Source organism: Listeria monocytogenes (assembly GCF_900187225.1).
Classification (GTDB): domain Bacteria; phylum Bacillota; class Bacilli; order Lactobacillales; family Listeriaceae; genus Listeria; species Listeria monocytogenes.
This window is the reverse complement of the sequence record NZ_LT906436.1, coordinates 74,297-100,390: the sequence shown is the minus strand read 5'-3', so window position 1 is coordinate 100,390 and position 26,094 is coordinate 74,297. Positions and strand designations below refer to the sequence as shown.

General features: G+C 36.1%; 22 protein-coding genes, 1 tRNA gene and 1 pseudogene. 3 read left to right on the top strand and 21 right to left on the bottom strand.

The features are described from left to right. Nucleotides 1-62: 62 nt before the first annotated feature. The 11 genes from CKV70_RS00465 to CKV70_RS00415 form a co-directional block, all read right to left on the bottom strand. Nucleotides 63-695 carry a hypothetical protein gene (locus CKV70_RS00465; protein ID WP_014930792.1) on the bottom strand — a complete coding sequence of 211 codons (633 nt, stop codon included), beginning with the start codon at nt 693-695 and terminating at the stop codon, nt 63-65. 175 nt (nt 696-870) lie between these two features. Further along, complete coding sequence (locus tag CKV70_RS00460; protein WP_003721720.1) at nt 871-1,431, bottom strand: hypothetical protein; 561 nt, start codon at nt 1,429-1,431, stop codon at nt 871-873. Further along, complete coding sequence (locus CKV70_RS00455; RefSeq protein ID WP_003721719.1) at nt 1,421-1,744, bottom strand: hypothetical protein; 324 nt, start codon at nt 1,742-1,744, stop codon at nt 1,421-1,423. The genes CKV70_RS00460 and CKV70_RS00455 overlap by 11 nt, the downstream gene beginning before the upstream one ends. Before the next feature lie 12 nt (nt 1,745-1,756). Next, on the bottom strand, nt 1,757-3,127 hold the full coding sequence (gene atpD, locus CKV70_RS00450; RefSeq protein ID WP_009930830.1) for a F0F1 ATP synthase subunit beta: 1,371 nt from the start codon (nt 3,125-3,127) through the stop codon (nt 1,757-1,759). Then, the gene (locus CKV70_RS00445; protein WP_003721717.1) at nt 3,128-3,997 is read right to left on the bottom strand and encodes a F0F1 ATP synthase subunit gamma; all 870 of its coding nucleotides are present in this window, start codon (nt 3,995-3,997) and stop codon (nt 3,128-3,130) included. Further along, entirely contained in the window at nt 3,994-5,490 is a 1,497-nt protein-coding gene (locus tag CKV70_RS00440) for a F0F1 ATP synthase subunit alpha (protein WP_014600371.1), read from the bottom strand. The genes CKV70_RS00445 and CKV70_RS00440 overlap by 4 nt, the downstream gene beginning before the upstream one ends. Next, on the bottom strand, nt 5,487-6,518 hold the full coding sequence (locus CKV70_RS00435; RefSeq protein ID WP_014600370.1) for a F0F1 ATP synthase subunit delta: 1,032 nt from the start codon (nt 6,516-6,518) through the stop codon (nt 5,487-5,489). Before CKV70_RS00435 ends, CKV70_RS00440 begins: the two co-directional genes overlap by 4 nt. A gap of 11 nt (nt 6,519-6,529) precedes the next feature. Further along, a complete protein-coding gene (locus CKV70_RS00430) occupies nt 6,530-6,772 on the bottom strand; it encodes an ATP synthase subunit c family protein (RefSeq protein WP_003721714.1) in 243 nt (80 codons plus the stop codon). A 56-nt stretch (nt 6,773-6,828) separates the two neighbouring features. Then, nucleotides 6,829-9,135 (bottom strand): hypothetical protein, encoded by a 2,307-nt coding sequence (locus CKV70_RS00425; RefSeq protein ID WP_014600369.1) that lies wholly within the window; start codon nt 9,133-9,135, stop codon nt 6,829-6,831. Further along, nucleotides 9,132-15,011 (bottom strand): hypothetical protein, encoded by a 5,880-nt coding sequence (locus CKV70_RS00420; protein ID WP_014600368.1) that lies wholly within the window; start codon nt 15,009-15,011, stop codon nt 9,132-9,134. The genes CKV70_RS00425 and CKV70_RS00420 overlap by 4 nt, the downstream gene beginning before the upstream one ends. Nucleotides 15,012-15,088: 77 nt before the next feature. Beyond that, entirely contained in the window at nt 15,089-15,778 is a 690-nt protein-coding gene (locus CKV70_RS00415; RefSeq protein ID WP_003721711.1) for a cyclic nucleotide-binding domain-containing protein, read from the bottom strand. Between the two features lie 390 nt (nt 15,779-16,168). On the opposite strand from CKV70_RS00415, the gene CKV70_RS00410 reads away from it, so the two are divergent. Both CKV70_RS00410 and CKV70_RS00405 read left to right on the top strand, forming a co-directional pair. After that, nucleotides 16,169-17,152: an aldo/keto reductase gene (locus tag CKV70_RS00410; protein WP_014600367.1), complete on the top strand. Its 984-nt coding sequence runs from the start codon at nt 16,169-16,171 to the stop codon at nt 17,150-17,152. Nucleotides 17,153-17,207: 55 nt separating this feature from the next. Continuing rightward, nucleotides 17,208-17,576, top strand: coding sequence for a MerR family transcriptional regulator (locus CKV70_RS00405; protein WP_014600366.1), 369 nt, complete (start codon nt 17,208-17,210; stop codon nt 17,574-17,576). Between the two features lie 94 nt (nt 17,577-17,670). Here CKV70_RS00405 and CKV70_RS00400 read toward each other — a convergent pair whose 3' ends face one another. The 6 genes and pseudogenes from CKV70_RS00400 to CKV70_RS00380 all read right to left on the bottom strand — a co-directional run bounded on the left by CKV70_RS00400 (nt 17,671) and on the right by CKV70_RS00380 (nt 21,326). Then, nucleotides 17,671-17,997 carry a hypothetical protein gene (locus tag CKV70_RS00400; protein WP_014600365.1) on the bottom strand — a complete coding sequence of 109 codons (327 nt, stop codon included), beginning with the start codon at nt 17,995-17,997 and terminating at the stop codon, nt 17,671-17,673. A 236-nt stretch (nt 17,998-18,233) separates the two neighbouring features. Next, nucleotides 18,234-18,857, bottom strand: a complete 624-nt coding sequence (locus CKV70_RS00395; RefSeq protein ID WP_014600364.1) for a TIR domain-containing protein — start codon at nt 18,855-18,857, stop codon at nt 18,234-18,236. 1 nt (nt 18,858) lies between these two features. Next, nucleotides 18,859-19,647 carry a hypothetical protein gene (locus CKV70_RS00390; protein ID WP_014600363.1) on the bottom strand — a complete coding sequence of 263 codons (789 nt, stop codon included), beginning with the start codon at nt 19,645-19,647 and terminating at the stop codon, nt 18,859-18,861. A gap of 212 nt (nt 19,648-19,859) precedes the next feature. Beyond that, nucleotides 19,860-20,028: pseudogene (locus CKV70_RS14575) on the bottom strand (hypothetical protein); the annotation flags it as partial. 181 nt (nt 20,029-20,209) lie between these two features. Further along, a tRNA-Lys gene (locus CKV70_RS00385) sits at nt 20,210-20,282 on the bottom strand. 87 nt (nt 20,283-20,369) lie between these two features. Beyond that, nucleotides 20,370-21,326, bottom strand: coding sequence for a 2-hydroxyacid dehydrogenase family protein (locus CKV70_RS00380; RefSeq protein WP_003732204.1), 957 nt, complete (start codon nt 21,324-21,326; stop codon nt 20,370-20,372). Nucleotides 21,327-21,457: 131 nt separating this feature from the next. Between CKV70_RS00380 and CKV70_RS00375 the strand changes: the two genes are divergently transcribed. Continuing rightward, a complete protein-coding gene (locus CKV70_RS00375) occupies nt 21,458-22,096 on the top strand; it encodes a pentapeptide repeat-containing protein (protein ID WP_014930790.1) in 639 nt (212 codons plus the stop codon). Between the two features lie 22 nt (nt 22,097-22,118). Here the strand turns inward: CKV70_RS00375 and CKV70_RS00370 are convergent, their stop codons facing one another. The 4 genes from CKV70_RS00370 to CKV70_RS00350 all read right to left on the bottom strand — a co-directional run bounded on the left by CKV70_RS00370 (nt 22,119) and on the right by CKV70_RS00350 (nt 25,604). Beyond that, nucleotides 22,119-23,171: a bifunctional transcriptional activator/DNA repair enzyme AdaA gene (locus tag CKV70_RS00370; protein ID WP_003721701.1), complete on the bottom strand. Its 1,053-nt coding sequence runs from the start codon at nt 23,169-23,171 to the stop codon at nt 22,119-22,121. Beyond that, entirely contained in the window at nt 23,168-23,941 is a 774-nt protein-coding gene (locus CKV70_RS00365) for an isocitrate lyase/PEP mutase family protein (RefSeq protein WP_014600361.1), read from the bottom strand. The genes CKV70_RS00370 and CKV70_RS00365 overlap by 4 nt, the downstream gene beginning before the upstream one ends. Nucleotides 23,942-24,178: 237 nt before the next feature. Further along, the gene (locus CKV70_RS14545; protein WP_014600360.1) at nt 24,179-24,901 is read right to left on the bottom strand and encodes a hypothetical protein; all 723 of its coding nucleotides are present in this window, start codon (nt 24,899-24,901) and stop codon (nt 24,179-24,181) included. A 67-nt stretch (nt 24,902-24,968) separates the two neighbouring features. After that, on the bottom strand, nt 24,969-25,604 hold the full coding sequence (locus CKV70_RS00350) for a hypothetical protein (protein ID WP_014930788.1): 636 nt from the start codon (nt 25,602-25,604) through the stop codon (nt 24,969-24,971). Nucleotides 25,605-26,094 lie beyond the last annotated feature (490 nt).

The following is a 26,094-nucleotide window of genomic DNA, read 5'->3' as shown; positions in this document are numbered from 1 at the left end:
TCATAACTCACGTAAAAAAACCACGCAAATGTCATTCAAGCGTGGTTTTTTACGGGTCTATTTTAAGCACAAGATGCCTGATAAGGTCGAGTCAGTAACCAAGGTGTTCTTTTTATATTTAAGTCACCTTCATTGACTAGTTCGTTTACAACTGACGACATCGTAGACACCGAGCATTTGGCGAATCTTGCGAGTACATTTATTCTTAACCATCTTGGAAACTCTGGTTTGTTCTCTGAATTTATTTCATAACGCTCGATAATTTTCGCCAAAATCATTTCCGCACGTTCTGCAGGATCAACAGAAATTAGTGTTCTTTGCCAGTCTAAACCCTTCTCAAAGTCTTCCGCTATTTGTAAGAAAAAAGTTGGTAATAAATGTTGATCTTCTAATTTTCCAATTAACTCATCTGTTCGAATGATGCTATAAGAGGTATCTTCTAGTGCCGTTAAAGTAATATCCCCTTTTGTCGTAAAAATTATTCGTTGATCGATAAAAACACGATACAGATCATCTTTGCCTTCTTCATTTACTTGTACTAGTAAACCTTTCTCCATAACTATCACTTGTTCACGATTCATCGTTATTTCCCCACCCGCCATTAATTTTTGACGCGTAAGATGAAAATTTTTTATAATCCATGAATAAATCAACAAATCTTCTTTGACCAATTGATGGAATTCTAAAAAAGTCATTTGAATTTACTTCCTTTCGTTCATTTTCTTATGGCTAATTAACAGCTTATTTAAAGTATAGTACAAGTATGTTAGAAATATGTTAGAAAAATTCTTTTTATATATTCATTTATAAAAAAAGGATGCCACGTAGACATCCTCGTTTTTCTTGGTTATGTGTTATTCGCATTCTTAGTCATTTCAATAGTTTCACATAGATGCGTTGCCAAACAATTAATGCCCCACTCGCCACAAACAAACTACAAATAGTTAGATAGGTTCTTATTCCGAACTGAATAACTCCAGGGAAATCTGCTACATGTATAATAGAAAAATGCAACGACTTCATCGCAAAATAACCAACAAAATAAAGCGCTGTGATTAAAAGAAATCCTGCTAATTGTATCATTTCATTCTTCATTTTTTTAGGTACTCGTATCTTCTTCCAAAAAGAAAGTAAGTGGAATAGCCAACTACTCCAAAATATTAACACCGTATACTGAAAAGGAATTGCGGTAATTTGTACTGTAATAAGGCTTACTAAAAGTGTTGCCCCAATAACAGTAAAAAAAGAAGTAACCTCCTCATTAAATTGATAACGATTATGCCATACTTGATAGCGCCGGATTCGTTTTAAAGGTTCCTCGGCACTACAGAAAAAGCGCCGAATCCCCGCTAAAATCAATAATATCGCCAGAAAAAAGCCAATCAATAAACCAATAATCAACAGAAGTGTACTAAAAAATTCACTTGTCATTGGACCGCCTACTCTCTGTTTGTTTTCGCTTATTGAGTCTTTCAAAAATCCGCTCCGCTTGCTCGGCATCCGCAGAAGCGAACTGTGCCATAATATTTGCTTCATTTTGTACTAAATGTAAATAGCCAAGCGCCACAAAGATTGGGTCCGAAGCAACTGCATCTAAAATACTGATTTCACTATAGTCAAAAAAACTTAAACAATCAATATGCTCTTCTAACACGGTTTGTTGTCCTTCTTTTGTATTAATAACAAAACCTTCTACTTCTCCTTCAAAAAACTGCCCCATAGGCGAGACGATTTTAAGTTTCATTTTATTCTCCTCCTATTTCAAGTCTTTATAGGATCCGATAAATAGGAAATCACGTTCTGAGCGTTCATCATAATCACCGTTCAAAATGCGTTCGATACTCCCTAGTAAATCTTCAATTTCTACAAATGTACCTTCTGTTCCAGTGAATTTTTCCGAAACATAGAAAGGTTGTGAAAGAAAATTCCGGATTTTCCTTGCGCGATGAACCAGCTTTCTATCTTCATCGCTTAACTCCGCCATTCCAAGCACATTGATGATTTCCTGCAGTTCCATATAACGCTGCAAGATAAATTTCACTTGCACCGCTAATTGATAGTGCCGTTCACCAACAAAGGTTGGATTGAGTGCTCTGGAGAATGATTGAAGTGGATTAACTGCTGGGAAAATCCCAAGCGCCGCAATCGAACGTTCTAATACAATTGTTGAGTCTAGATGACTAAACGTCGCAACTGCAGATGGATCATCAATATCATCTGCTGGTAAAAACACACACTGAATCGAGGTAATAGAACCATTTTTAGTAGACGCGATGCGGTCTTGAAAATCGCCGACCTCTTTGGAAAGTGTGGATTGATAACCTCCAGTAATAGGAATTTTCCCTTGTAAAGAAGAAACTTCAGAACCCGCTTGAATAAAGCGGAAGACATTATCTATAAATAATAAAACATCTTTTTTCTCTTCATCTCGTAGATATTCCGCAATGGTTAGTCCTGTTAATGCCACGCGCATCCGTACACCTGGAGATTCATTCATTTGACCAAGTACAACGGTTGTTTGAGGAAGCACACCACTTGCTTCTAATTCTTTATACAAGCCGATTCCCTCTCTAACTCTTTCTCCAACTCCTGTAAATACAGAGTTCCCACCAAGCATACTGATGTTATTAATCAATTCTTGCATTAAGACAGATTTCCCTACACCTGCTCCACCAAATAAACCTGTTTTCCCACCTTTTAAAATAGGACAAATAAGATCTATAACTTTAATACCGGTGTAAAGAATTTCTTTATTCGTATCTAGCTCTCGAAGTAAAGGCTGGGCACGGAATATTGGCCACTTCACTTCAGCAGCTGGCTCTGGTTTACCGTCAATCGCCTTTCCATATACATTAAGCATTCTTCCCTGAACAGTTTCCCCAACAGGCACTTCAATTGGATGTCCTAAATTAACGACTTCCGTACCTCTAGCCAGGCCACTTACCTCACCAATAGCGATGGCAGACACTGTATTAATTCCAGTATGCTGAACAACTTCAGCTAGATAAGTTCCTTGATGTGTATGATACTCAAGCGCAAAGCCAATTTCAGGCAGTTCGCTCTCATTAAATTCGATTCTTAAAACAAAACCACTAATACTAATAATGGTTCCTGTGTGTTTTTTCATTTATTCTTCGTCCTTCCTAATCGTCTGTGCTCCACTAATGATGTCGAGTAATTCGCCAGTTTTTTGTTGCAATGCTTGCTTCCTGGCATCAAAAATAGCTTCTTCCAATTGTTTCTGGATATTGTCTTTGGCTTGTTTCATCGCGATTCGGCGCATGCAATATTCACTGGCAACCGAGTAACGAAACATGCTATAAAGCAAGCCACACAAATAGTTCTCTAACAATAACTGCTCCACTTGTTCGTCATCCGTCTCGAAATCGAGTACATAGTCTACTTCAATTAGCTCTGTATCCGAGTCTTCTGGAATTTCAGGATAAATCTTTTCACACATGGCTTCTGATTGAACCGCATTCAAATATTTCGTAAAAATCACATATAGTGCATCCATTTGTTCCGAATGAATCAGGTCAATAAAATCAGCAGTAACAGCCGTAGTGGTTTCTAAATCAATATTTTCAAGAGAAAACTGTAAATAAGAGGTGATATTCTGACCTAGTTTCGTTAAATAACGGTGGCCCTGTTCACCTACAACTACCCAATTAATCGTTACTTGATCGCCGAGTGATTCAATCAATTGATCTATTTCAGCAAAAACCTCACTGTTATAGGCACCGCAAAGACCACGCTCAGAAGTTATCGCAATAGCAGTAACATTTTTTTCTTCTTTTATTTGGTTATTACTGGTGTACATAGTTTTCCTCACCCAGCGCAAACTTTTTAAAATAGTTTCGTAATAACTAACAGCTGCTTCCGCTTTTTCTCGTAAGGCGGAAAGTTTTCCAAGTGTTGCTAGTTCTGTTACATGGACAATTTTATAGGTTGAATTTAGTGCTTTAATGGTTTTTCGGGCTTGGTCTATGCTACTCAACTAAAAAGCCTCCCAGCTTCCCGAATGATCTCTTCTAGCATTTCGACGTGCGATTCATTCAGTTCATTAATAGCTTCTATCTGAGCTGAAAACGACTCAAAATCTTTATGCATATGCGCTTTTTCTAGCAAAAGTCCTTTGAAAGTCTGAATATTGGCAGGCGGGATTTTTGTTAGAAAGCCATTTTGGAAAGCATATAAAATGACGATTAATTCCGTTACTGATAACGGGCTTAGAATTTTTTGCTTGAATAATTCTGTTAATAATCGGCCATCCGATACCATTTTCATACTGCCGTCATCAAGTGCATTCCCAAAATCGAGTAATTCTTTTAATTCCTCAAACTGCGAAAGAATCAACGTTAAATTTTTACTTAATTTGCGGATAATTGGGTGTTGTGCGTCGCCGCCAATCCTTGAAACAGACACGCCGACATCTACAGCTGGCTTTTGACCGCGATTGAATAAATCCGATTTTAAAAATAATTGCCCATCTGTAATAGAGATAACGTTAGTAGGGATATAAGCTGTTACATCATCTGATAAAGTTTCGATCATCGGGATTGCTGTAATAGAACCACCACCATGCTCTTCATTCATTTGAACGGCCCTTTCCAAAAGGCTAGAGTGAATATAAAAACTATCTCCTGGATATGCTTCTCTTCCTGGCGGGCGGTTAAAAAGTAAAGTAATTGCTCGATAAGCGTCTGCATGTTTGGTTAAATCATCTAAAATGATAAGTACATCTTTACCTTGATCTCGCAAAGCTTCTGCTAATGCCATACCCGCATACGGTGTTAAATATTGCGCGGTAAGGGAATCGCTGGCTGCAGTTGCAACAACCGTAGAATATTCCATTGCTCCATGATTTCGTAGAGTTTCAATAACTTCTGCGATATAAGCTGCTTTTAAGCCAATGGCAACATAAATGCAATGCACATTTTGATCATGTTGGTTAATTATCGTATCTACAGCAATTTGTGTTTTTCCAGACTGACGATTGCCAAGGATTAATTGACGCTGACCTCGACCAATTGGCGTAATAGAATCAATCACCGCAAGCCCCGTATTAAGTGGGCGTGTTACACTATCAATCGTCATAATAGCTGGAGTTACACAGAAAAGTGGAGAGGTTGCTGTCGGCTTTTCTTCACTTTCTTCATAAAGCATTTTTCCTGTAGTATCAATAATACGCCCTGCCATTTCTTCAAATAGGTCTACTTCGATAAATTTGCCGGAGACCCCAACATGCATACCTTCTAAAATGTCATTCGTCTTATCAATCAAACCGATTCCAACAAATTCCTCATTGAGCTCCAGAATGACGCCTCGGTGTCTTTCATCAATTAAAACAGCCTGATGTAGCGCTGCATTTTCTAGGCCTGAGCAGAAAATAACTCCATCAGAAATTTTTTCCACTCGGCCATGTTCTTTCAAATATTCCAAGTCCACATGGGTTTCGTATTTGTTCATATCAAAATGAATTGTTTTCAAAGTTTCACTTCCGCTTCCATTTTTTCTGTTGATCGTTTAATTAATTCCTGGTAGCTCATATCAATTGATTTAGAACCATATTGAATAATCACTCCACCAATTAACTCTTTTTGTACTTGATACTCGATTTTATAGCTTCTATGCGCCGGCTGCCAAAGTTTTTCAAAGTGATTAGCTGAGTCTTTACTAGCTACATGGATGCAAATAAGACCTGTATAAAAATGAATATTGTATACCTCCAAAAAGTTACGATACAGGCTCCGAGTTTGGCGGTAAGAGTAATGCGTCATCATGTAAAAAAGAAATTGGATAAATTCAGCATCTAACTCATCTAAAGTACCTTCTTCTTGCATCACTTTTAATTTTTGCTCTGGCGATAAATAACTACTTTGGTAAATTTGTTTCACAGGAAGTTTACTCGAACGCTCACTATATCTCTGAAATGACTGAGCAAATAAATGTAACTGCTCTGGCGAATACATTTCAAATAAATGCAAAATCACTTTGTATGGGAGCGCACAACGTATTTTTTCTGTTCTAACTAATGCATCAAATTCCCGAATTGCTTCCGTAAACAGACGCGCTTCATCTTCTTCCGACTCAATAAAAACCTGTTGAAAAATTTCATTAATGTAACTACTTAGCGATTTGTACGGTGCGTGTGGTGTCGTTTCAAACGTAGGCACCTCAATGATTTGCTTTGGCTGCTCATTTTCCCATGCCTGCAATTGTTGTTCATAGCTTTTATTTTGAGCTATTAATTGATCGATTTCTTCTAAAAAAAGCACTTCTTTTTGTTCCGATTCAATAGCCAATTGACGATTTTTTTGTTCTTCTTGTGTTGTTGCCACTTTTTGTCGCTTTAAACGGCGCAAAAGACTTTCCTTTTCAAGCGACTGATCTTGACTCACTTCGTAAAAAAAGCTAGTCAAGATATTTTCTAGTTTTCTTAAGGTGAAATGCAGTAAATATAAGAATCCTACTGCGAAAACACTATATAGAATTATTGTTTGAATCATTTTCTCCATACTCTCACCCATCATATAAACGGATTAACCCAAAGCAAGATGACTGCAATTGCCAGTGCAAATAGCATTAATGCAACTATCATGAGAAGCCCCAAAAAGAGACCTCCCATAACTTCTTTCTTTGCGTTCGGGTTTTTTCCGATAATTTCTGTTGCTCTACTAACTGCAATTCCTTGTCCAATTGCCGCTCCTAAAGTCGCAAGCCCAATTGCCAGTGCCGCGCCAATTACGCTACATGCAACTACTAAATCCATTGTTATTTCCTACCTTCTGTTTGAGTTTGTTGTATTAAAATGCATATCATTTTTTACTACTTTTGATAAACGTACAGTTGTAATGCACCTTGCGCATCGTATACAGCTACACGATAATCGAAGCTATCTTTAGCTAGTTTTGAAATGGTTTCTGTAACCTTCACTTGCCCTGCTTCATCCATTGTAACTTGTTGACTCTTCCACATGGTCCAATTATCATCGTCTATCCCAGCTATCTTCCTTTCAAATGCCAACTGATAGGTTTCGAGAGCTTTGCGTTGCATCGAAAAGGACATATCATAAGTTGCGTTTTGAGGGGCTAAAACATCTTCCACCTTAGCTGTTAAATCATTTCCATTCGTTTCTTTCTCTGCTACTACATCTTGTTTTTCAGTCTGCGCCTCACTATTTTCTTCGGTTTGAAATGGCGTTAAGTCCATTGTTAATTTAGCTTGTTTATCGTATTCAATTTCTTGCTTAACAGGGTACTCAAATGTTTTGCTTTCTTTTGTGTTATTATTTGTCGTTTTGAGTACTAGTTTGGCTTTTAAGTTGATTAACTCACTTTTTGTGTCTGGAACAAGATGAATATTACCTTTTTCTTGGTTAACAATTTGGTAATCTACTTCTGTATTATCTTCCTCGTCTTCCAGTTCGATGATTGCTTGATTTAGGGTGTAATCAGCCGAACTCCAATCATATTGCACTTGTAAAACTTTATTCACAGACTGACTAGCTTTTAGATTTTTTAATACAGTTGCTTGCATAGTGTAATATTTCTCGGAGCTGTTTAGTTCAATTGTTTCTCCGTTTTTCATTTCAATCACTGTTTGGAACTTGTAAGCAGTACTAGGCTTAAGACCTGTTGCATTAAGAATTTCTCCGTTTCCATTTAAAAAATTCGCACTAACATTCATATAGAAAAAATCTCCATCTGACTTGGTTACTTTAATTCTTGCTCGTTTAACATCATCAATTTGTGCATCAAGCGCTATATTTACTTTCATTGTTGTGCTTGTAACGCTTTGCATTTGATAAATTGCGGCAACAGTTTGCGTTGTAAATGAGTCACTTTGCATTTTAACTTCTTGAATGCCTTTATTTGTTCCTAAATCATATTGATAGGTAAATTCAAGATGATACTTGCCATTTGGCGAAAGTCCTTTTAGTGTAGCTTCCGTATCTACTGCTGAAACATATTGCGTATTAACTGTTTTTCCAGTTTTTTCATCTACGGCGCTAATTTTAGTGACGCCAATTAAAGTGTTATTCGGATCTGCATAGTTATAGCTGACTTTCACGCTGGTCACTCCAGGTGCGATATAGCCGATTCTTAGCACTGGAATATTTCGCTCTAATTTTTTATTTAAGTCCTCTATTTTACGTAAAACAGCTTCATAGTCATCTATTTCATTCAGACCTGATTGATTGGTTCCACCATTCGCATTACTTCCTGAACCGTTATTTTTAGTATCCTTACCATCGTTTGGTTCTGAATCAGAAGTTCCATTTCCAACATTTAAATTATTTCCGTATTTTTTGGTAGCATTGAGTTGATTGCCTGTACCTTTTGTTGTTTGGTTACTTTCATTTTCTGATTGAGAGGTATTACTTGCTGTTTTCTTCGCAGATTCTGCGGTCTTTTTCTTATCTTCTTTCTTTTCATCTTCTTTTACGACAATCTTTTCATTGTCTGTCCCACCAAAGCTAGCTAAATCAATCTTCCGTTCGCCAACGGTATACGTTTCGTTACTAGCATCTAAAACTGTTTTATCATTGACTTTCAACGTCATATGACCCAGAAAACGGCTTTTCTTTTTATTTTCATAAATAGTGACACTACCTGTTTTATCAATCAAAAGTAACGGTTTAGTCACTTTTTTAATTTCTTTACCACCGAGATAAAGTGTTGCATCTGCATTTAGATAGTATTGACGGTTTGCTAGTTTTACAATACTGTTTTCCGCAATTTCGGAGTTTTTATATTTATAGGAAGAATTGGTCTGTTGATAGACTTGTCTTCCTTTTAGTTTGCTACTAACCCCATTTGTATCAATGACAGGAACACTCTTAGTAAACATTAAGGCTTCTTTATTTAGATAAAGTATGGTACTCTCCATAATTTCATTTCGAGTATCTTCTTTATCGTTTTTCGCAATTAATTGATCACTATTCCAACTACGATAAAGCGTATTGCCCTTCTGAAATTGCAATGTCTCTTGCTCATTATTTAGGACTACCCCGTCATCAGGGAGAGAGACAAGATTATACCTTGCCTCCTTAAAAGATCCCCATAAGACGACAGCGATAATTATTAACGGAACAGCTGCAACGATTATCCCTATTTTCCATGTAGGTTTCATTTGCTCTCCTCCAATTCAATAATTCCAAAATTCTTCCCTGATTTTGTTTCTTCGACAGTAACTTTAGTGTCTTGATAATTTGTATCAATTTTCACACCTGTATCTAGCTCATCTTTTTGGATATTATAAGTTTCTGTAAAGTCTTTACCAAACCAGGATTGAACTGTTTGCCACGCTGTTAATTCTTTAGGTTCTACAGTTACTGTCATTGTAGTTTTAGCATCGGCTGTGTTATTGCTCATCAGTGTAAAACTATCTTTTTTGATTTCAGCTTTCAGATTATTTTCTTCGTTATTGCCTTGATAAAGTGCGACGGGCTGGTTATCTGGATTAATGACAGTCAACGTATAATTACTCGTTGGTTCCATTGATAACGATACAGTTTTAGAAATATCTTCTGCTGCAACTTTTTCTGTATCAATAACATCACCATTTTCGTTCTTCAACTCATACGTGTAACTCCCCTTGTCGGTTGAATTATCTTGCGGAATATCTAGTTTTACTTCTAAAGCGTCATTTGTTGCTCGCACGCTCTTAAATGATTTGAGCCCAGCGGCAATATCTTCTTGCAAAGTAATGAAATTGGATGTTTTTTCATACGTTTTAACTTCATTTGTTGGTGTTCGATAAGTGACAATCATTTTACCCAAGAAACTTTGATTTTTCTTCTTACCTGCCACATTAAAATCTGCTGCAATAGTTGCTGGATAGGAACTTGGTAAAGTGATATTTTTAGTTTCAACTAATTGGGTACGTTCATTATTACCTCCGTAGTCGATTAGCTCATAGAACTCCATTTTAATATTTTCAATCGTTGTAGATCCCGGTCTGACTTCTTTAGCCTGTAACTTAACTGCTTTTGCTCCAGCATCTAGCTGAATGGTAAGTGAGTTCGAAGTTACATATTCATCATCTGTGGTGAAATTGAAGCTAGTATTCCATGCTCTTACTAATCCACCATTTAGATTATCGTATTGGGTGCTAATTGTTAGCGTGTATCCAGTTGCAGGTTCTAAATCCTCAAAAGTATTTATCCAACTAGCTGTATTCCCACCTTGAAATGACCCTTTTTTAACTTCTGTACCGGTTGTCGTATTTTTTAATACGTATTGGAAATCTTTATTTGTTCCGCCAACAAAATAACTTTGCGGATCGTTATAAGAGAATTTCAGAGTCGCTTCTCTTGTTGAAACATTTTCTAGCGTAATCGGAGCAGAAACATTACTTGGTGGTGAAATATAGACCGCTTTGGCATCACTTAGGAAGATAGGCGCTCTTGTTAGACTTGTTTTCATATATGCTGCAATTACATACGTTTTCCCAGAAACAAAATTTTGGGTTCCAGAACCATTATATATAGAAAATTCTGGATTATTTGTCATATTATCAAATGTAGATACGGGAGTTTTATTACCTAACTCTTGTTCTAAAGCTACTAAATTAGATAAGCTGGAAGAAATTGTCGCAGCATCATACAAACGATATTCAATATTTGTTAAAACGCTACTCTCGTCAGCAAAATTGATTTTCCCTTTAATCGCTCGCTGGCCATATGCAGGGCTCCAAGAATAATCAGTTGAAGTCATGCTTGGTAAGCTTTTTTCTGTCTTAATTGTCTCTGAATAATACACTTTGTCTTTTTCGCCATTACCATCTAACAAATCATATTTTCCTTCTACTTTAACAACATAATCGGTGTCTGGTGAAAGCTCTGTAACTGAAACATCACGCGTCGGTAATCCATCAACTCGAATTGAGTTAACAAGTGTTGTTCCATCTGCTTTATAAACATTTACAAATAACTCATTCTTGTTGGCTTTCTTAACTGTTGTATTATCTTTATCTTCACCAATAACGTCTAATTTGACGCGTTTATCATAAACACTAATGTTCTCAGCTGAAATAGCTGGCTCTTCAAGTGCTTTTACAGAAATAGCTTCTGAAACTTGTTCTAATTTTTCCTGAGTTGAATATAAATCGATTTTTGATCCAGCTGCTTCATCTGTTACTAGTCCAACAGAGAAATTAACATAGCGACCACTCAATTCTGGTACATAACTTCCATCAGCTTGACGGATTAATTTGAATGAATCAGGAGTCTCGCTATTACTAATCAAAATACCATTTCGATAAGCTATATACTTATCCGTCCAAATATTTTTAAATGTAACACCGGAAATATTACCTTCTGAATCGGTGCTTGCTTTCGTTACTTTGAAAACATCCGCACTATTTACGTTGTTCGTTGTCGAAACCGCTCCGCTTAAAGAGCTAACAAATGACGCTCCATTTCCAATAGATAGATAGTAATTATTGGCTAGGTTTTGGTTATCGATTTTGTTTTCTGTATAATTCATTTTCATATCAAGAGTTAGCTGATAGGAATTATCAAACCAAATATTACCTAGAGGCAAATTAAGGTTTTGAGTATTAAATTGATTAGGACCAGATTTTGTAATTGAATAATCTGGTTTGGAGCTTGCAGCATCTTTCAAATCATATTTAGTTCTCATCACAGAAGTTTTTGCAACTGCATTAGGTTCTGGGGCGATAGTCATTGATTTGCCCGAAGCATCCATGGCAATTTTGGCTCCAACTTGTGGTGCTGTAGTATTTAATGCTGCCAACTGTTTCGTCATAAAAATATCTGAAATAGCTAAACTTCCGTTGGTAATAATGTAATCACCTGTTGTTTTAATTGTTGTAGTTCCCTCGCTTGAAAGTGGTAAGGTTACATTATTTTTTCCACTTTGAAGTTGCTCATTACCACCTGTCGTACTAGTAATTTCAAGCGTTCCCGGTACGATAGATTCTTCCTCATCTTCTACATATACATTTAATTTAATTTCGCTCGCTGTGCGGCTTAAAATTTCGTATTCAACGGTTGGTTTTTCTTTTTTGATTTGGATTGTATCAGAACTAATTTCAATATGATGATCTTCATAGTTATCATTCCAAACAACATCCGCTTTTATGACATAAGAATAACCTCGTCCTAAGAGCTTATTAGTTAAATCAAAGTACACGTTCTTCTCAAAGTCTGCCGCTGTTGAAACTTCTTGTTCCACAAGCGGTGTGTTTAAATCATCTGCTTTATAGATACTGTAGGTAATAGAACTAACAGCATTATAATCATCAATTAGTGGCTTTTCTGTTGCCGCGATTCCCGCTAGGCCTCCTAATTTCATTTCAGAAGCTTTGTAATCTAGCAATACTTTGTCTGTTTCAGGTGATTCTTTCTTGGTTTTGAAAATAAATTGCCCTTCAACCGGAACATGATTCATTCCACTATCATAGCCATCTTCTACTTTCACAAGATATTCTTTATTAATACTTAAATTTTCAAAGAGATAACTATTTCCCGAATCGCTCATTAACTTCTCAAAGTCCCCATGGAGCGGAACAGTTTTGACTAGTGTGTTTGTTTTCTTTTCATAAATTTTTAAATTAGCGTCGTTTAAATTAACAGCCGCATCGGACAATTTGACATTAATTGCTACTTTTGTTGTATCTACAGAATCAAGTGAAAATGATGCGTTGACCTTTGTAATTTCGGTTGTCCGGAAGACACTTGACTGACCAATAAGCTCATCAACCATAATCCCTGCTCCGTCGTCCAAATTATAGGAACCTGTCATTACGACAACATAATAAGCTTCACTTTCTAAACCATCGAATTCTAGTAAATTCGTAATATCACTTTTCTTTGTTAAATCAACTGTAGCAACAGGATTTCCACTATACATGCCTTGAGCATCTGATTTATATAGTTTTAAGGTTGGATGTGTTAGGTTATCAAAAAGAAGTGTGTTATCTGCATCAAAAACTTCATAATTGATTGTCAGTTTATCTTGCTCTGCCTCTTTCAGTGAAAACTCTACAGTTGGCTTCGTTTTTTTACCAACGACTACACTGTTCGAAGCTGGAGTTGCAAAGGTGTAATCTGACTGACCATTATTGCCAGAAATATAACCCACAAAAATATAATTACCATCGTTCATATCAACTGTTCGACCAACTTTAACAGCTGTTTTCTTTTGGTTAGCGTCTACTACAGAATAAGCGTATTCCTTGGCATTAGAACCATTTACTTTATAGTCATCTTCTAAATACGCTACATATCGAATGCTTGTAATTGACTCATCTCTATCAACTAGATTAACTGGTGACGCAACAAACTCACCTTTATCTGTGCTATAAGAAAGATTTAAGCCTTCAATTGTTGGTTTTGCTTTTAATGTAGAGGAAATAAAGTACCAACCATCATCTGTTACATTTTTTCCATCAACAATTAATTCTTCCATTTCGATAATGTATTCTTTATCACTACTTAATGAATTAAACTTAACTTCTACTTGTCCGTCTTTTGTTAATTGACTCGCATCAACAGTAACTTTTTGAGAAGTGATTACATTGCTGTTATTTTCTTTGATTTTTAAAACCAGCTTATCAATCTGCCCATAAAGTTCGGTTGCAGTCAGTTCCGCTTTCATATAATCTTCGCCGCGCTCCGTCACTTTTGGAGTTATAACAACCGGTTTTGCCTCAACCGTTTGGCGGAAGAAAATAGTATCTTGGTTATTATTGCTTGCTGACTTGTAGCTTCCCTGAACAACTACTTGATATGTTTCACCATATTTTAAATTGTTAAAAGTGAAGTTTTGATTCGCTTTTGTTGAGTTCAATTTTTCTTTTTTTACAACATTGTTCTTACTATCGTAAAGAATTGCTTCTAAGGAATTGAGCCTTTTGGATGAGTCTGTCAGTTTTAGTTTAGCCGCAGCCACTTGACCTTTAACCGTCAAATTAACATCCACAATTGGTACTTGAAACGTGTTTGTGTTTTCAGCTTCGTTTAGCTTTTTAATAATTTCATTCGCTTTATTAACATCCCCTTCATTTGGTTTATTCTGCGTACCCCCGGGCTGAGAACCATTTGTATCAGAATTACTTCCGCCTGTTCCATTGCTTCTCGCTGTATTGTTATTTGCACTTCCATTTGTGTTGTTGCCGGACGCGTCTTGTGTTTGATCATCTTTACTTTCAGACCGCTCATTATTTTGTGCTGATTTTTGTCCAGAAGCATCATTCGACTGTTTTTCTGATTCTTTTTCAGTTGAATCTTTTGTTGTTTCTTTTTCCGTTTCTTTTGCTGTTTTTAGGCTTCTTTTTTCGGCATTATCATCTATTTCCACTTTAATGGAGCGGATATCAATATCTGTTTCTTTTGCTGTTTGACTGACCAACATTTCTTTTTTCAAGTCAAAGTGATAGTGATTGTTCTCCATTTCAATATAAGCATCGTCCCCGCCTAATTCTTCTATGGTTTTATCGCCCATTAACATCACTTTTTTATTTTCATCTATGGAAACAAGTACGTTTTTAGGTAGTTTTTTATTAAGACCTTGTTTGTTTTTTAGGTAGGCATTATCCAAAATGATATATCTTCCTTCTGCAAGCTTTACAACCGTGCCTTTTGGAAGTTGTGCTAATGTTTTATTACTATCACTTTTTGCTTTGTAACTACCTTTACTCTCTGTTATAGAAGTTTTGGATGGTAATTCAATCAAATCCGATGCACTTTTAACAGCTACACTTTTTCCTAAAAATTGAATTCGTCCATCTTTTAAAAATAATGTTCTTGCTAGGTTAATTGGCTTCATTTCTTTTTTATCTGTTATTGTTTTCTCGTTGTTAATCCATGTATCGTTATACTTTGCTTCTGATGAAAAATCTACTACTTTTCCTTTCGGGCTATAAGTAAAGCCTTCCGTTTCAATAGCATAAGCATCGTCTCTCATTAAGAAAAAAGCTGATACAATTGCACTAATTGCAAGTACCGAAACAATAATTACGACTAAAATATTTTTCTTCAAGTTCTACTTCCACCTCTTTTAGTATGATTTTTTGTGCTCGGAAAAGTACTCAAAACATTTTTTCAATTTCAGTACTGTTAGAAAACATTACTCTTATGCTTTCTTTCATTAAGCTTCATTTTCTGATTCTCATTTTCAAGAATTTCTATCTTTTTTTCCTTGCCTTTAAGTTTCCAAGGCGAAGATTTTATATCTAATATCCCTTCTGCGTGTAGTTCATTTACAGTAGAAGAAATAGTAGATATAGAACAATTTGCTAGCTTTGCCAAAACATTTATTTGAAGCCATATAGGAAAAATTGGTGTTTTGCTATTAGATTTATTATTTTCCAACAAGAAGTTAAGCGTAGAAATAATTTTATTTTTTGAGTTTTCCGTCCCAAGAAATGCTTGTCTGCGCATGTCTTCTTCATTTTTCTCCGCAATCTGCAGAAAAAAATTGGATAAAATCTGATCTTCTTCTAATTTTCCGAAGGCTCTTTCAGCATTGATAAAACAAATTTCTGAAGTTTCGAAAGCTTTCAATACTATTGGATCTCTAGTAGGAAAAATTAAACTTTTCGAAAAAAAGCATCGTGCTATCCCTTTTTTCTTCCCATTAACTTCTTCAAATATTGCCCCACTTTTCACCAATAAAATATCTTCTCTATCTAGTGTAAAACTTTCCCATGCCTTTATTCGTTTGCGAATATAGGGGAAATTATTTTGGAGATAAGCATATATTATCGCGTCTTTATGCATATAATCATGGTAATCGATATACTTCATCCTTGTTATCACCCTTTCTGAAATTCCATCACAAATCTTATTATCTTAGAAAAGGCGTTTAATTCGTATACTCATTTACAACTGATTTACGTGATTTCGAGTATTTGCTGACATTTTTTCGTAACATTTCTCGATATATTAGTACTATCGAAACTACTAAAATCATTCCTAGCGCTTATTTAAGACCGCTTTCATGCAATTGTTCCTACTAAGAGCAAAGAATAAGCCTCAATCAATAAAATAAAATTAATCATCGCTTTTATTAAACTGTCTGATGCTCTTAAAAATAAATTAGTTACGCTTGACTTAAAGTTCACTTCAACTGATAAACTAAATACAACATCCTGATATTTCTAATTTAAAAATTTGGTTTAAAAGGAGCATGTTTTTATGAAAAAGAGACAATTAGGAAATGCTGGCTTAGTTACTTCAGAGCTTGGATTCGGCTGTATGGGGCTAAATTATCATCGTGGACCTGCGAAAGATCGAAATGAAATGATTGAAGTCGTACGCACTGCAATGGATGCAGGGATTACGATGTTCGATACAGCTGAAGTGTATGGACCTTATACTAACGAAGAACTTGTCGGAGAAGCTTTGGTTGGCAAAAGAAACCATGTTCAAATCGCAACAAAAGGTGGTTTTAAAATTAATGGTTTAAATAACGAAGTCGATAGCCGTCCAGAAAGCATCAAGGCCGCGGTTGAAGGCTCTCTCAAACGGCTAAAAACAGATTACATTGATTTATATTACATTCATAGAATTGACCCCTCTATCCCAATTGAAGAGGTTGCCGGCACCATTCAGAATTTAAAACAAGAAGGGAAAATTCTACACTGGGGACTCTCCGAAGCCAGCGCAAAGACAATACGCCGTGCTCATAAAGTAGAGCCACTAGCTGCGGTTGAAAGTGAGTATTCTATCTGGTGGCGAGAAGCTGAAAAAGAAGTATTCCCGGTTTTAGAAGAACTTGGCATCGGGCTTGTCGCATACAGCCCACTAGGTCGTGGTTATTTAACTGGAAAATTAGATATAAATGCTGACTTCAATGCAAACGACAACCGTGGTGGCTTACCAAGATTCCAAAAAGAAGCCATGGAAGCCAACCAAGTACTACTAGATTTCATGAAAGAAATCGCCGACGAGCAAAACGTCACAACAGCCCAACTTGCCCTCGCTTGGATACTTGACCAAAAACCTTGGATCGTGCCAATTCCCGGAACAACAAGACCAAGCAGAATGGAAGAAAATATCGCCTCCACTGAAATTCATTTTGATGATGGAGCACGACAAAAAATAGCTGATGCTTTATCGCAGATTGAAATTGTTGGTGATAGATACTCAGCCGCCGAAAATAAACGTATCGGAAAATAGTTATTTCTTATTAAAAATGATATCCTTATGAAAAATACACAGATGAGGTGATTAGATGTCCTTTTCTATCGGTGAATTTTCCGAACTAGTAGGCATCCCTAGTAGCACCCTTAGATTCTACGAAAAAGAAGGCTTAATAACCCCTGACCGCGACAAGAATAATTTGCGCACATACAGCGAAGAAGACGCCAATTGGCTAAAATTTTTACTGCACTTAAAAGGCGCCGGGTTATCGGTAGAAGAATTAAAACAATACACCATTTGGCGCGCAGCAGGAGACAGCACCATTTCCGAACGATTGAATATGTTGAAAGAGAAGAAGATTGTTTTGGAGCAAGAGATTGAAAACTTGCAGAAGAATTTGGATACAGTGGTTAGGAAGATTGGGATTTATGAGGAGAAGGTATCGAAGCTGGATGTTTAGCTGACAACATTAAAAAGTGAATTTTTCTCGTTTACAGTGTAAGATAACTTGCAACTTCCTATAGAAAAAGACAACCTGTTATGGGTTGTCTTTTTTAGGCGTTCTTTTTATTGTAAAACTTTTTTGCTAGTGAGAAGATAATTGTTATTACAAGGAAAACTAGGAGGAAGTTTATTATTAGATTGAGCCATTGGATATTTATTCCTCCGTTCTCCGAGAAAAACATCTCCAAAAATGTACCTTTCTTCTCTGATGGACTAATTACAGTTAGCCATCTTAAAGGTGCTCCATATATATATTCATAAAAACTCAATTTACTTCCATCAGCTATCGCAAATGTTGGGGGTATGATAAATAACATGGTGATTAGGAAGATAGTTGATGTAAATAATTGATTAGTTAGCTGTTTTAGTTTTTTCATGTTATCTCCTGTTGGTTGAGGGTTGGTTTTTCTGAATTATTTTATTGCTAGGTAAAAAGAGCATTTTGGCGGTTTGAAATTTCAAAAAACTGCTTAAAAAATATTTAGTTGGTTTTTCGATAAGGATTTCGAACCTCCAACTGGCCGATTAAAGAAAACCCTATATCCGATAGTCAGTTTAACAAAAAAATAAATTTACTAGTTCTCATGATGATTCATCATAAACATAAAATCAACTAATAGCCATAAGGATTAGTTATAGTTCTAACACCTTCACCATTTCTCTTTCTTAGTTCATAGCTTTTAGTTCTCTTATCAAATGCTTCATCTATTAATGTCTCCATATTATTGATAAAATAAGAATATTTATAAATGCCACAAAAAGATTCCGAATCTTCGAAATGCGGATATGTTGATTTATTATATTCTAAAGCATAGTGATTCATACGCACCAAAAAGGGAATTTTATTATTAAATTCATAAGTAGGTGAACGTAATGAAGCTCCACAACTGCAACCTTCGTAATTACATTTTTTTTTAGTGTACACTTTATCATATAATTCATCCCTAACTACTCCAATTAATCCAGTAGGGTTACTCCATAGAGCAGCCTGAATTTCAGAATTCACATAGGGTCGCTGGGTTGTATCCTCTCCAATCAAAACTACAACTACTGTGGAATCTTGAATATATTCACTTCTTATTTTCCTCATAATTGTATCTTCTGATAGATCTGTATTAATATCCCCATCAGATACTGATTTGTCAATAAACTCTCCTCCCGCAACGCCTTTGCGAATTATTGCTTCTTTTAAATCTTGCTCCCCAGCATGATGGTAGCTAATAAAGGTTTTATGCATATTAATCAATTCTCCATTCGTAACTATTAATTTTTAATATTTTTCTAATATCACTTTCAATAAAAAATTTATTAAGCGCTTTAAAATCTTCCTGTAGTTCCTCATATCTATAGTAACATTCTTGAACCACTTCGATTGTCGTCTGATGCACGATAATGTCCTCTTCGTGCTCAGATACTTTGATAATATCCTCTCTCATTATTTTCACATACCAACGTCTGTAATCATTCTGATGTTTAGTAAGAAAATTGTTTAATTTTTGTAATATACTTACAGCTGTAGTGTACAACTCCTCATCTTTTTCGCTGTCCAGTAACTCTAAGTTCTCCATGATAAACTTATATGTTGCGTAGTAGGAATCCAAAACCTCACTAATATTATCTCTTTCTTTATTAAATTTAAATAATGTTCTTTTAGAAGCTATGAATCCTCCTACAGCTTTCACAAATATTTCACTTGATTTATCAAAAAATACATTTATACCTCCTATATTAAAGTTATCTACACGCAGAGAATATCTTTTTCCCCAGAAACCTACAACTGCATATATAATTAAAATTACTACAGCAAATATAATTATAATCTGTATCATATTCTTTACTGTTTCTACGTAGGTTTTAACAGCACTTTTATGAAAAAAATTCGAAGTACTTAGTACATTTGCTAAAAGAAGGAAAACAGAAACTGAAAAAATAATATTTACTATCATTGTTTCAGAAAATTTTTCACAAAATTTATATAACATAAAAAACGATATAATTATTATTAAAGCGTACAAATCCCAGTTCATTACTAATCGCCCCCACTTATTCAACCATTCTAATTTTCTTAATACTCTTCCTCAATATCAAAATCTTCCAATATTTTTCCCACTCACAGCATCCACATATAATCTCAACAAGCACTATACTTTTATTATTTACTAACTTACTAAGTATGCTGATCTAAATCAAATCACCTAGAGAATTTTTTCAATCGCATAGGTATTATCTTTCTAGAAGAAAAATGAAGCATTTGGGAATATTTTTTCGATGCATAAACTACCCTCCTTTTTAATATTATCTCCACATACTATTTCACTATTGTTTTGGATAGTTTTCCTTCCCGATTCATTGGCTGCACGTAATTGGTATAAAAAGGCTTGTATTTCTCCGATGTCAATTCTACTCACTGAAACAACTCCTTTTGCACATCATGTAGTGAGCTGTTAGATACTTTGAAATTCCACTCATTACTTATGTAATTGATAAAGAATCAAAAATAAATCAGCTTATTATTGAAATTATTAACATTTTTCCCGTAAAAACGACAAAACACCAACGACTTTAACAGTCACTGGCGTTTGATTTTTATGGGTTGTGAGGGTTTCGAACCCCCGACCCGCTGATTAAGAGTCAGCTGCTCTACCAACTGAGCTAACAACCCGTTGTCGTATTCCGACAAAAAATATTATACCATAATTCAGCGATAAAACACAGCCTCAGCCACTCGCTGCGGCTATATTTTTCGGTATTAATAAACAGAATGTAGTGGTGCTTTTCCTGCTAATACAGCCTCGACATTTCCAATAGCGATTTTGCCCATTGCTGCGCGTGTTTCCACGGTTGCGTTTCCGATATGGGGTGTTAAAACGACATTATCCAGTTTAGCCAAATCCTCGCCAATCTTAGGCTCGAACTCAAACACATCCAGCGCAGCGCCGGCGATAACGCCTGCTTCTAATGCCTTAATCAGTGCAGCTTCCTCCACAACAGGACCGCGAGCAGCATTGATCAAAAAGGCACTCGATTTCATCGTTTTCAGCGTTGTTTCGTTCAGCAGATGCTTCAAGCTGGGACTGTATGCCGCATGAATTGTCACAACATCACTGCGCTTCAATAACTCTGCCTGGCTCACAAACTCTGCATCCCATTCTTTCGCCACTTCTTTTGGATGGTGCCCAGAATAAATAATTTTCATTCCAAAAGCAGCCGCACGTTTTGCAACAGCTTGTCCGATTCTTCCTAATCCAATAATTCCGAGCGTTTTGCCGCTTAATTCTGTACCTAAAAAGAACGTTGGTGCCCAGCCTTTGAATTGCTCGGGGGTTTCGCGGCATAATCGGTCGCCTTCTGAAATTCTCCGCGCTACGTCCAAAATCAATCCAAGCGTTAGTTCAGCCGTCGCTTCCGTTGATACATCTGGCGTATTGGTCACTGCAATTCCCAATTCTTGTGCTTTTTTCACATCGATATTATCAAAACCTGCACCAATATTTGCTACGATTTTGAGATTTTTTGCAGATTCTAATACATTTGCCGTAATTGGGGAAGAAAGCGGGCAAATAATCGCATCCACTTCCGTTACATTTTTTATTAACTCTGCTTCTGTAATATTTTCCTCACCCGAAAAAGCTTTAACGTCCCATTTGCTAAGAGCTTCCATCGTTTCTGGTAGTAATTTTCCTGCTACAAATACGCTCGCTGTCATCTCGTTCACTCCTCAACTGCCATTTTTATTCTACATTCATTGTAATCCGTTTTTTATGAAAGGTAAACGATTTTCCGCTCCTTTTCCTGGCAAAATACGGTATAATGAAAGCGGAAGCGAGGTTTGAAATCATGAAAAAAATTACTGCGCCGCGGATTCCTGATGGGGATTTGACGGTTTATCCGAATGATACATATTTTATTGAAGATATAGGAGAAGTTAGTGAGCAAATCTTTAGAAAAACAACGCTAACTGGAGAAATTTTCGAGCATTTTCATTTAGAAACGATTATTTTTGATGGGTGTGTGTTCGATTCTGTTTCTCTTGTAAGCGCGAATTTGACTGATGTTGTATTTAAAAATTGTGATTTGTCGAATTTAGATTTAATGAGCGCAATTATTCACCGAGTTCGTTTTGAAAATTGTAAATTAATTGGTGTGAATTTCAGTGATGCTACACTTAGAAATTGCGTTTTTGTTGATTGTTATGCGGATTATGTTGCCTTTCGTTATGCTAACTTGAAATGGGTGGCGTTTGAGGCGGGCGCGTATACGAATAGTGATTTCAGTGGCGCTCAACTGGTTGATACGTATTTGGAAAGGCTTGACTTGAATAAAGCGCAGTTTTTAAATTGCGCGCTAAATGGTGTTGATCTTAGCTCATGTATTTTTGAGTCTATCACTGCAATGCCGCAAGATTTGAAGGGTGTGAGCATTGATTTTTCGCATGCTCCTGCTTTGATGCCGTTGTTTGGGATACGGGTTAAATAATTGAAAAAAAGATGGTTCCGCGTTACTTTGGAACCATCTTTTCATGTTTAATTAGCCATTCTTTTCGGGCAAGACCTCCGCCGTAACCTCCTAATGCTCCGTTAGTATTGATTACACGATGGCACGGGACGATGAGGGATAATTGGTTAGTCCCATTTGCTCTTGCCACGGCACGACTCGCTGTTGGTCGCCCTAATTTTTCTGCTAGACCTTTGTACGAAATTGTTTCCCCAATCGGAATTCGTCGTAGCTCGTCCCAGACATTTTGTTGAAAATCTGACCCGATATAGCGAATCGGTGTTTTAAAATCAATCAACTCTCCATTAAAATATTGCGCTAATTCGGCTTCTATTTGTTGAATTATTATTGTTTTTTCAGGTGTAATAGCCGCGTTTAAGCGCATTCGTAATTTTTTAATCTCTGTTTCCAGTCCTTTTCGATCAACAAATTCCAGAAGCAATAGACCATCATCATCAGAAATTGCGAGCATTGATCCAAGTTTAGTTTCAAGCCAAGCGGAGTATAAAATGGTGATATCTTTTGATTTATGAGGAACCTCCCCCATCGTTTTTGAAAAAGCATCTCGGAACCCATTTCCAGACTCATAACCACTATCAAGTTGCGCATTAATAATCGAATCCCCACTCCGAATATGCTTAAAAGCAAGTCCAAGCCGCCGCGACCGCGCGTACTCAATAAAAGTCATCCCAAACTGCTTCTTAAACTGGCGCCTCGCCGTATTTGCGCTAATGGATAATTCATCAAAATCTTTATCCGTCCATTTTTTCTCCGGATTTTTCTCAATTGCGTCAACAAGTAACTTCACAGCTGGCGACAATTTCGTTGGATTGGAGAGCGGTTCACAACGCTTGCAAGGCCGGTAAGATGCTAGTAGCGCCTCCTTGGCTGTACTGAAAAACTCACAATTTTCTTTTAAAGGTTTCTTCGCCGGACACGTTGGGCGACAAAGTATTCCCGTCGTTTTCACTCCAACAAAAAATACGCCTTCATAATTCGAATTTTTCTCCACTAACATATCATAATATTTATCAATATCTCGCTGATTCGTTATCACAAGGCTTTCCCTCCTCCAAAAATCCGCTCAACTTCCTGCTGAATCGCTAAATTAGCCTGAAAAAAACTAAATGGCCCATAACTAATTCTTTTCACACCGATTTTTTGTAATTCCTCGTTTGAGAGCATCCCATCCATCCTCATGACATTGACCGGAAGTGACGATTCCTCAACAAATGCGCGAATTAATTTTGGTGATAGCAGACCCGGAATAAAAATAGCATCTGCCCCAGCCTCCTTGTATGCCTTTGCCCTGTCAATCGCTTCTTCCACCAAGTCAGCCGCCTCATCCCGCCCTTGGAAAAAGACATCTGTACGCGCATTGATAAAAATTTCCGTGCTCATTTTCGCCGCCGTTTCTTTAATTGTCTTGATTTTATCACATTGCGTCTCAGTACTGCATAACCCCGGATTTGTAACGCCAATAAGCTGATCTTCCAAGTTCACACCACAAACACCGATCGCCAGCAACCGCTCCACATTCTGAGCCAGTTCCTCCAAATTTCTGGCATACCCAGTCTCTATATCCACCGTTAGCGGCAAACTCACATTCTTGGCAATGCGCGAAATAACTAAAAACATTTCGTCAAAAGTTAAATGCTCCCCATCCACTACGCCAAATGACTCTGCAATTGCATAACTGCTTGTCGCTATTACTGGTGCTCCGCCTTGTTGGATTGCTCTGGCAGAAGCGACGTCCCAGCAGTTGTAGAGGATTAGTGGGGTGGGTAGTTCGTGTAGGGATTTTAGTTTTTTAAAGTTTTTTGTCATTGGTTTCAACTCCATTTGTTAGGATGGAGTTAGTATAGCAGGTGTGGGGGGGAGGGGTGCCAGGAAAATTAACATGGATGTTTTTTTATTTTTTGGATTGAGTCTAATTTTTATGTAAGTGTTGCCTTTTTCTTTTTCTGCTTGTTATTGCCATATTCAAAGTAGTTCTTAATTACTGCAATCCTTGGATAGAAAACCATTAGGAACTTCACAAAATAGCTATTTACATTAAGCTCCCTATTCTTCGATATGAAATTCTTTAAATTTAAATTTACAATAAGCAGTGAAAAGTTGTTCAGGAAAGATCACTAATCCTAGAAAAGATAATGCCATACATAAAACCGCTATAGAGATAAAGAGTACATATATCATTACTCCTCCAATAAGTTGAGATAGTAATATAAATGCAAAAAATGCTCCAATTGATATGTATGCTTTTTTGCTTAATTTCAATCCTAAGTTACCCCGTTTATTTTGTAATGCAGAATCTTTTCTAAAATCCCCCTTTCTTAATTTTTTCCTAAAACGAAAACAGCAAACAATAAAAACAGCAATCCACAAAACAAATAATAAAACATATGCTTTAGTTATAGTTTGATTAGTGAGACTAACTTTATTTTGAAAAAAATAAAACAAGCTAAAATAAAAGAATCTTATAAGCAAGAGAATTAACCATTGAAAACAAAAAATATACAACAAATATTGGGAATTCTGAAACCTTATTGCTAGTTTTGTTGGATTTAATATAATAAAACAAATTCCTAAAATTACAATTAATGACATGTCTACTCTAAACATACTCAAATCACCTGGTAGGCCATTCATAAAGTCTCCTTGAACCCAGGAAAAAAATAAAAGAGCCACGAGTAATAATTTTATATTATGCCTGATTTGCATTGGTCTGTATCTTAATCCCATTGTGAATTGTAAAGTATATATTTGCTCTAAGTCTATTTTCACTATAAGTCTCCTTTTTTGTCAATTGATGCTATGTAAATTCTTAACTTTTCAAAACGATAATAAGAAATTACTTTTCTACTTTATATTGAATATTACTAATATGAATCTTTACATTTTTAGTATCAATTTTCTTATCTTCACCCTCACCTGTCGCGTTCTTTTCTGGAAACGCTATAACTATTGGCACTCCAGTATTGGGTTCAAAATCTCCTATCTGAGTTTTGGTAAGTGGTAGTGCTTCACTATTTAGAAATGTCTTTCCAGGTATTGCATTATCCTCTACACTAACTTCAAAGCTAAGGTCTTTAATGCTTGAGTTTGTTCCATTTATAATAACAGCAGAACAATCTAATGATCCCCACACCGAATCATAGTAACCATAATCTCCTACCAGTACTGTGATTGAATCATTAGTAATTAGTTGATTTGTCTGGTCATATTTCTTTTTAGCTTGATTGTATACTTCTAACGTTTCATCATTTAAATAATCTGCTTTAGGAGGCAATTCTATTTTAATAAGCTGTTCATGCTGGGGTTTCCCTTCATTACTCTCAATCTTTACTTCTTTTCCTTCTTCTTCAACACTTTTAGTCTGTTCCTTTGTATCTGTCTTTTCAGCGTCTCCATTTCCGCATCCCGTTAAAATTAAAGTGGCGGCAATCATTGTTACTCCTAACCCTTTTAACCAATTTCTACTTTTCATATTGTAACCTCTTATCTTTTGTGTCTTATTCTGTTGATTTTGATACTGTTAATTCGCGCTTCCCTTTATTACTTAAGAAAATCTACTACTATACTTGTTCACATTTGAACTTATAATTATATATGTATAATTTTTTAGTTTTCTTTGTTTTCAACCAAAAAAACATTCTTTTCAAACCTCAAAATCCTTATGTACATTAAGTAGCCTAAGATAAATTTTTCATCTTAGACTACCCAATTTACTTTATATCTCTAAACAGTCAGAGTTTAAAATCTGGTGAAGCGATTTTATTCCGTTTCGATTAATTTTTTGGATTAAACTCCATCTCTTTTTCTATATTTTTATGAAAAGCCGTATATCTCCAATCGTCAACCGAGTTTTTATCTTTATACTTGTTCTTTTTACCAGTCCCATATTTCTATAATAATTTGTGTTGCTAAAAAACCATGGACGCTCGCTTACCGTTCATATCGTTCATGGTTCTAGCATA

Coding starts and splice junctions, on each gene's coding strand:
- CKV70_RS00350 (WP_014930788.1), bottom strand. CDS start 25,604: ATGAAAAGTAGAAATTGGTTAAAAGGGTTAGGAGTAACAATGATTGCC.
- CKV70_RS00365 (WP_014600361.1), bottom strand. CDS start 23,941: ATGACAAAAAACTTTAAAAAACTAAAATCCCTACACGAACTACCCACC.
- CKV70_RS00430 (WP_003721714.1), bottom strand. CDS start 6,772: ATGGATTTAGTAGTTGCATGTAGCGTAATTGGCGCGGCACTGGCAATT.
- CKV70_RS00395 (WP_014600364.1), bottom strand. CDS start 18,857: ATGCATAAAACCTTTATTAGCTACCATCATGCTGGGGAGCAAGATTTA.
- CKV70_RS00410 (WP_014600367.1), top strand. CDS start 16,169: ATGAAAAAGAGACAATTAGGAAATGCTGGCTTAGTTACTTCAGAGCTT.
- CKV70_RS00460 (WP_003721720.1), bottom strand. CDS start 1,431: ATGACAAGTGAATTTTTTAGTACACTTCTGTTGATTATTGGTTTATTG.
- CKV70_RS00405 (WP_014600366.1), top strand. CDS start 17,208: ATGTCCTTTTCTATCGGTGAATTTTCCGAACTAGTAGGCATCCCTAGT.
- CKV70_RS00380 (WP_003732204.1), bottom strand. CDS start 21,326: ATGACAGCGAGCGTATTTGTAGCAGGAAAATTACTACCAGAAACGATG.
- CKV70_RS00455 (WP_003721719.1), bottom strand. CDS start 1,744: ATGAAACTTAAAATCGTCTCGCCTATGGGGCAGTTTTTTGAAGGAGAA.
- CKV70_RS00390 (WP_014600363.1), bottom strand. CDS start 19,647: ATGAACTGGGATTTGTACGCTTTAATAATAATTATATCGTTTTTTATG.
- CKV70_RS00465 (WP_014930792.1), bottom strand. CDS start 695: ATGACTTTTTTAGAATTCCATCAATTGGTCAAAGAAGATTTGTTGATT.
- CKV70_RS00400 (WP_014600365.1), bottom strand. CDS start 17,997: ATGAAAAAACTAAAACAGCTAACTAATCAATTATTTACATCAACTATC.
- CKV70_RS00425 (WP_014600369.1), bottom strand. CDS start 9,135: ATGAAACCTACATGGAAAATAGGGATAATCGTTGCAGCTGTTCCGTTA.
- CKV70_RS00375 (WP_014930790.1), top strand. CDS start 21,458: ATGAAAAAAATTACTGCGCCGCGGATTCCTGATGGGGATTTGACGGTT.
- CKV70_RS00415 (WP_003721711.1), bottom strand. CDS start 15,778: ATGAAGTATATCGATTACCATGATTATATGCATAAAGACGCGATAATA.
- atpD (WP_009930830.1), bottom strand. CDS start 3,127: ATGAAAAAACACACAGGAACCATTATTAGTATTAGTGGTTTTGTTTTA.
- CKV70_RS00435 (WP_014600370.1), bottom strand. CDS start 6,518: ATGGAGAAAATGATTCAAACAATAATTCTATATAGTGTTTTCGCAGTA.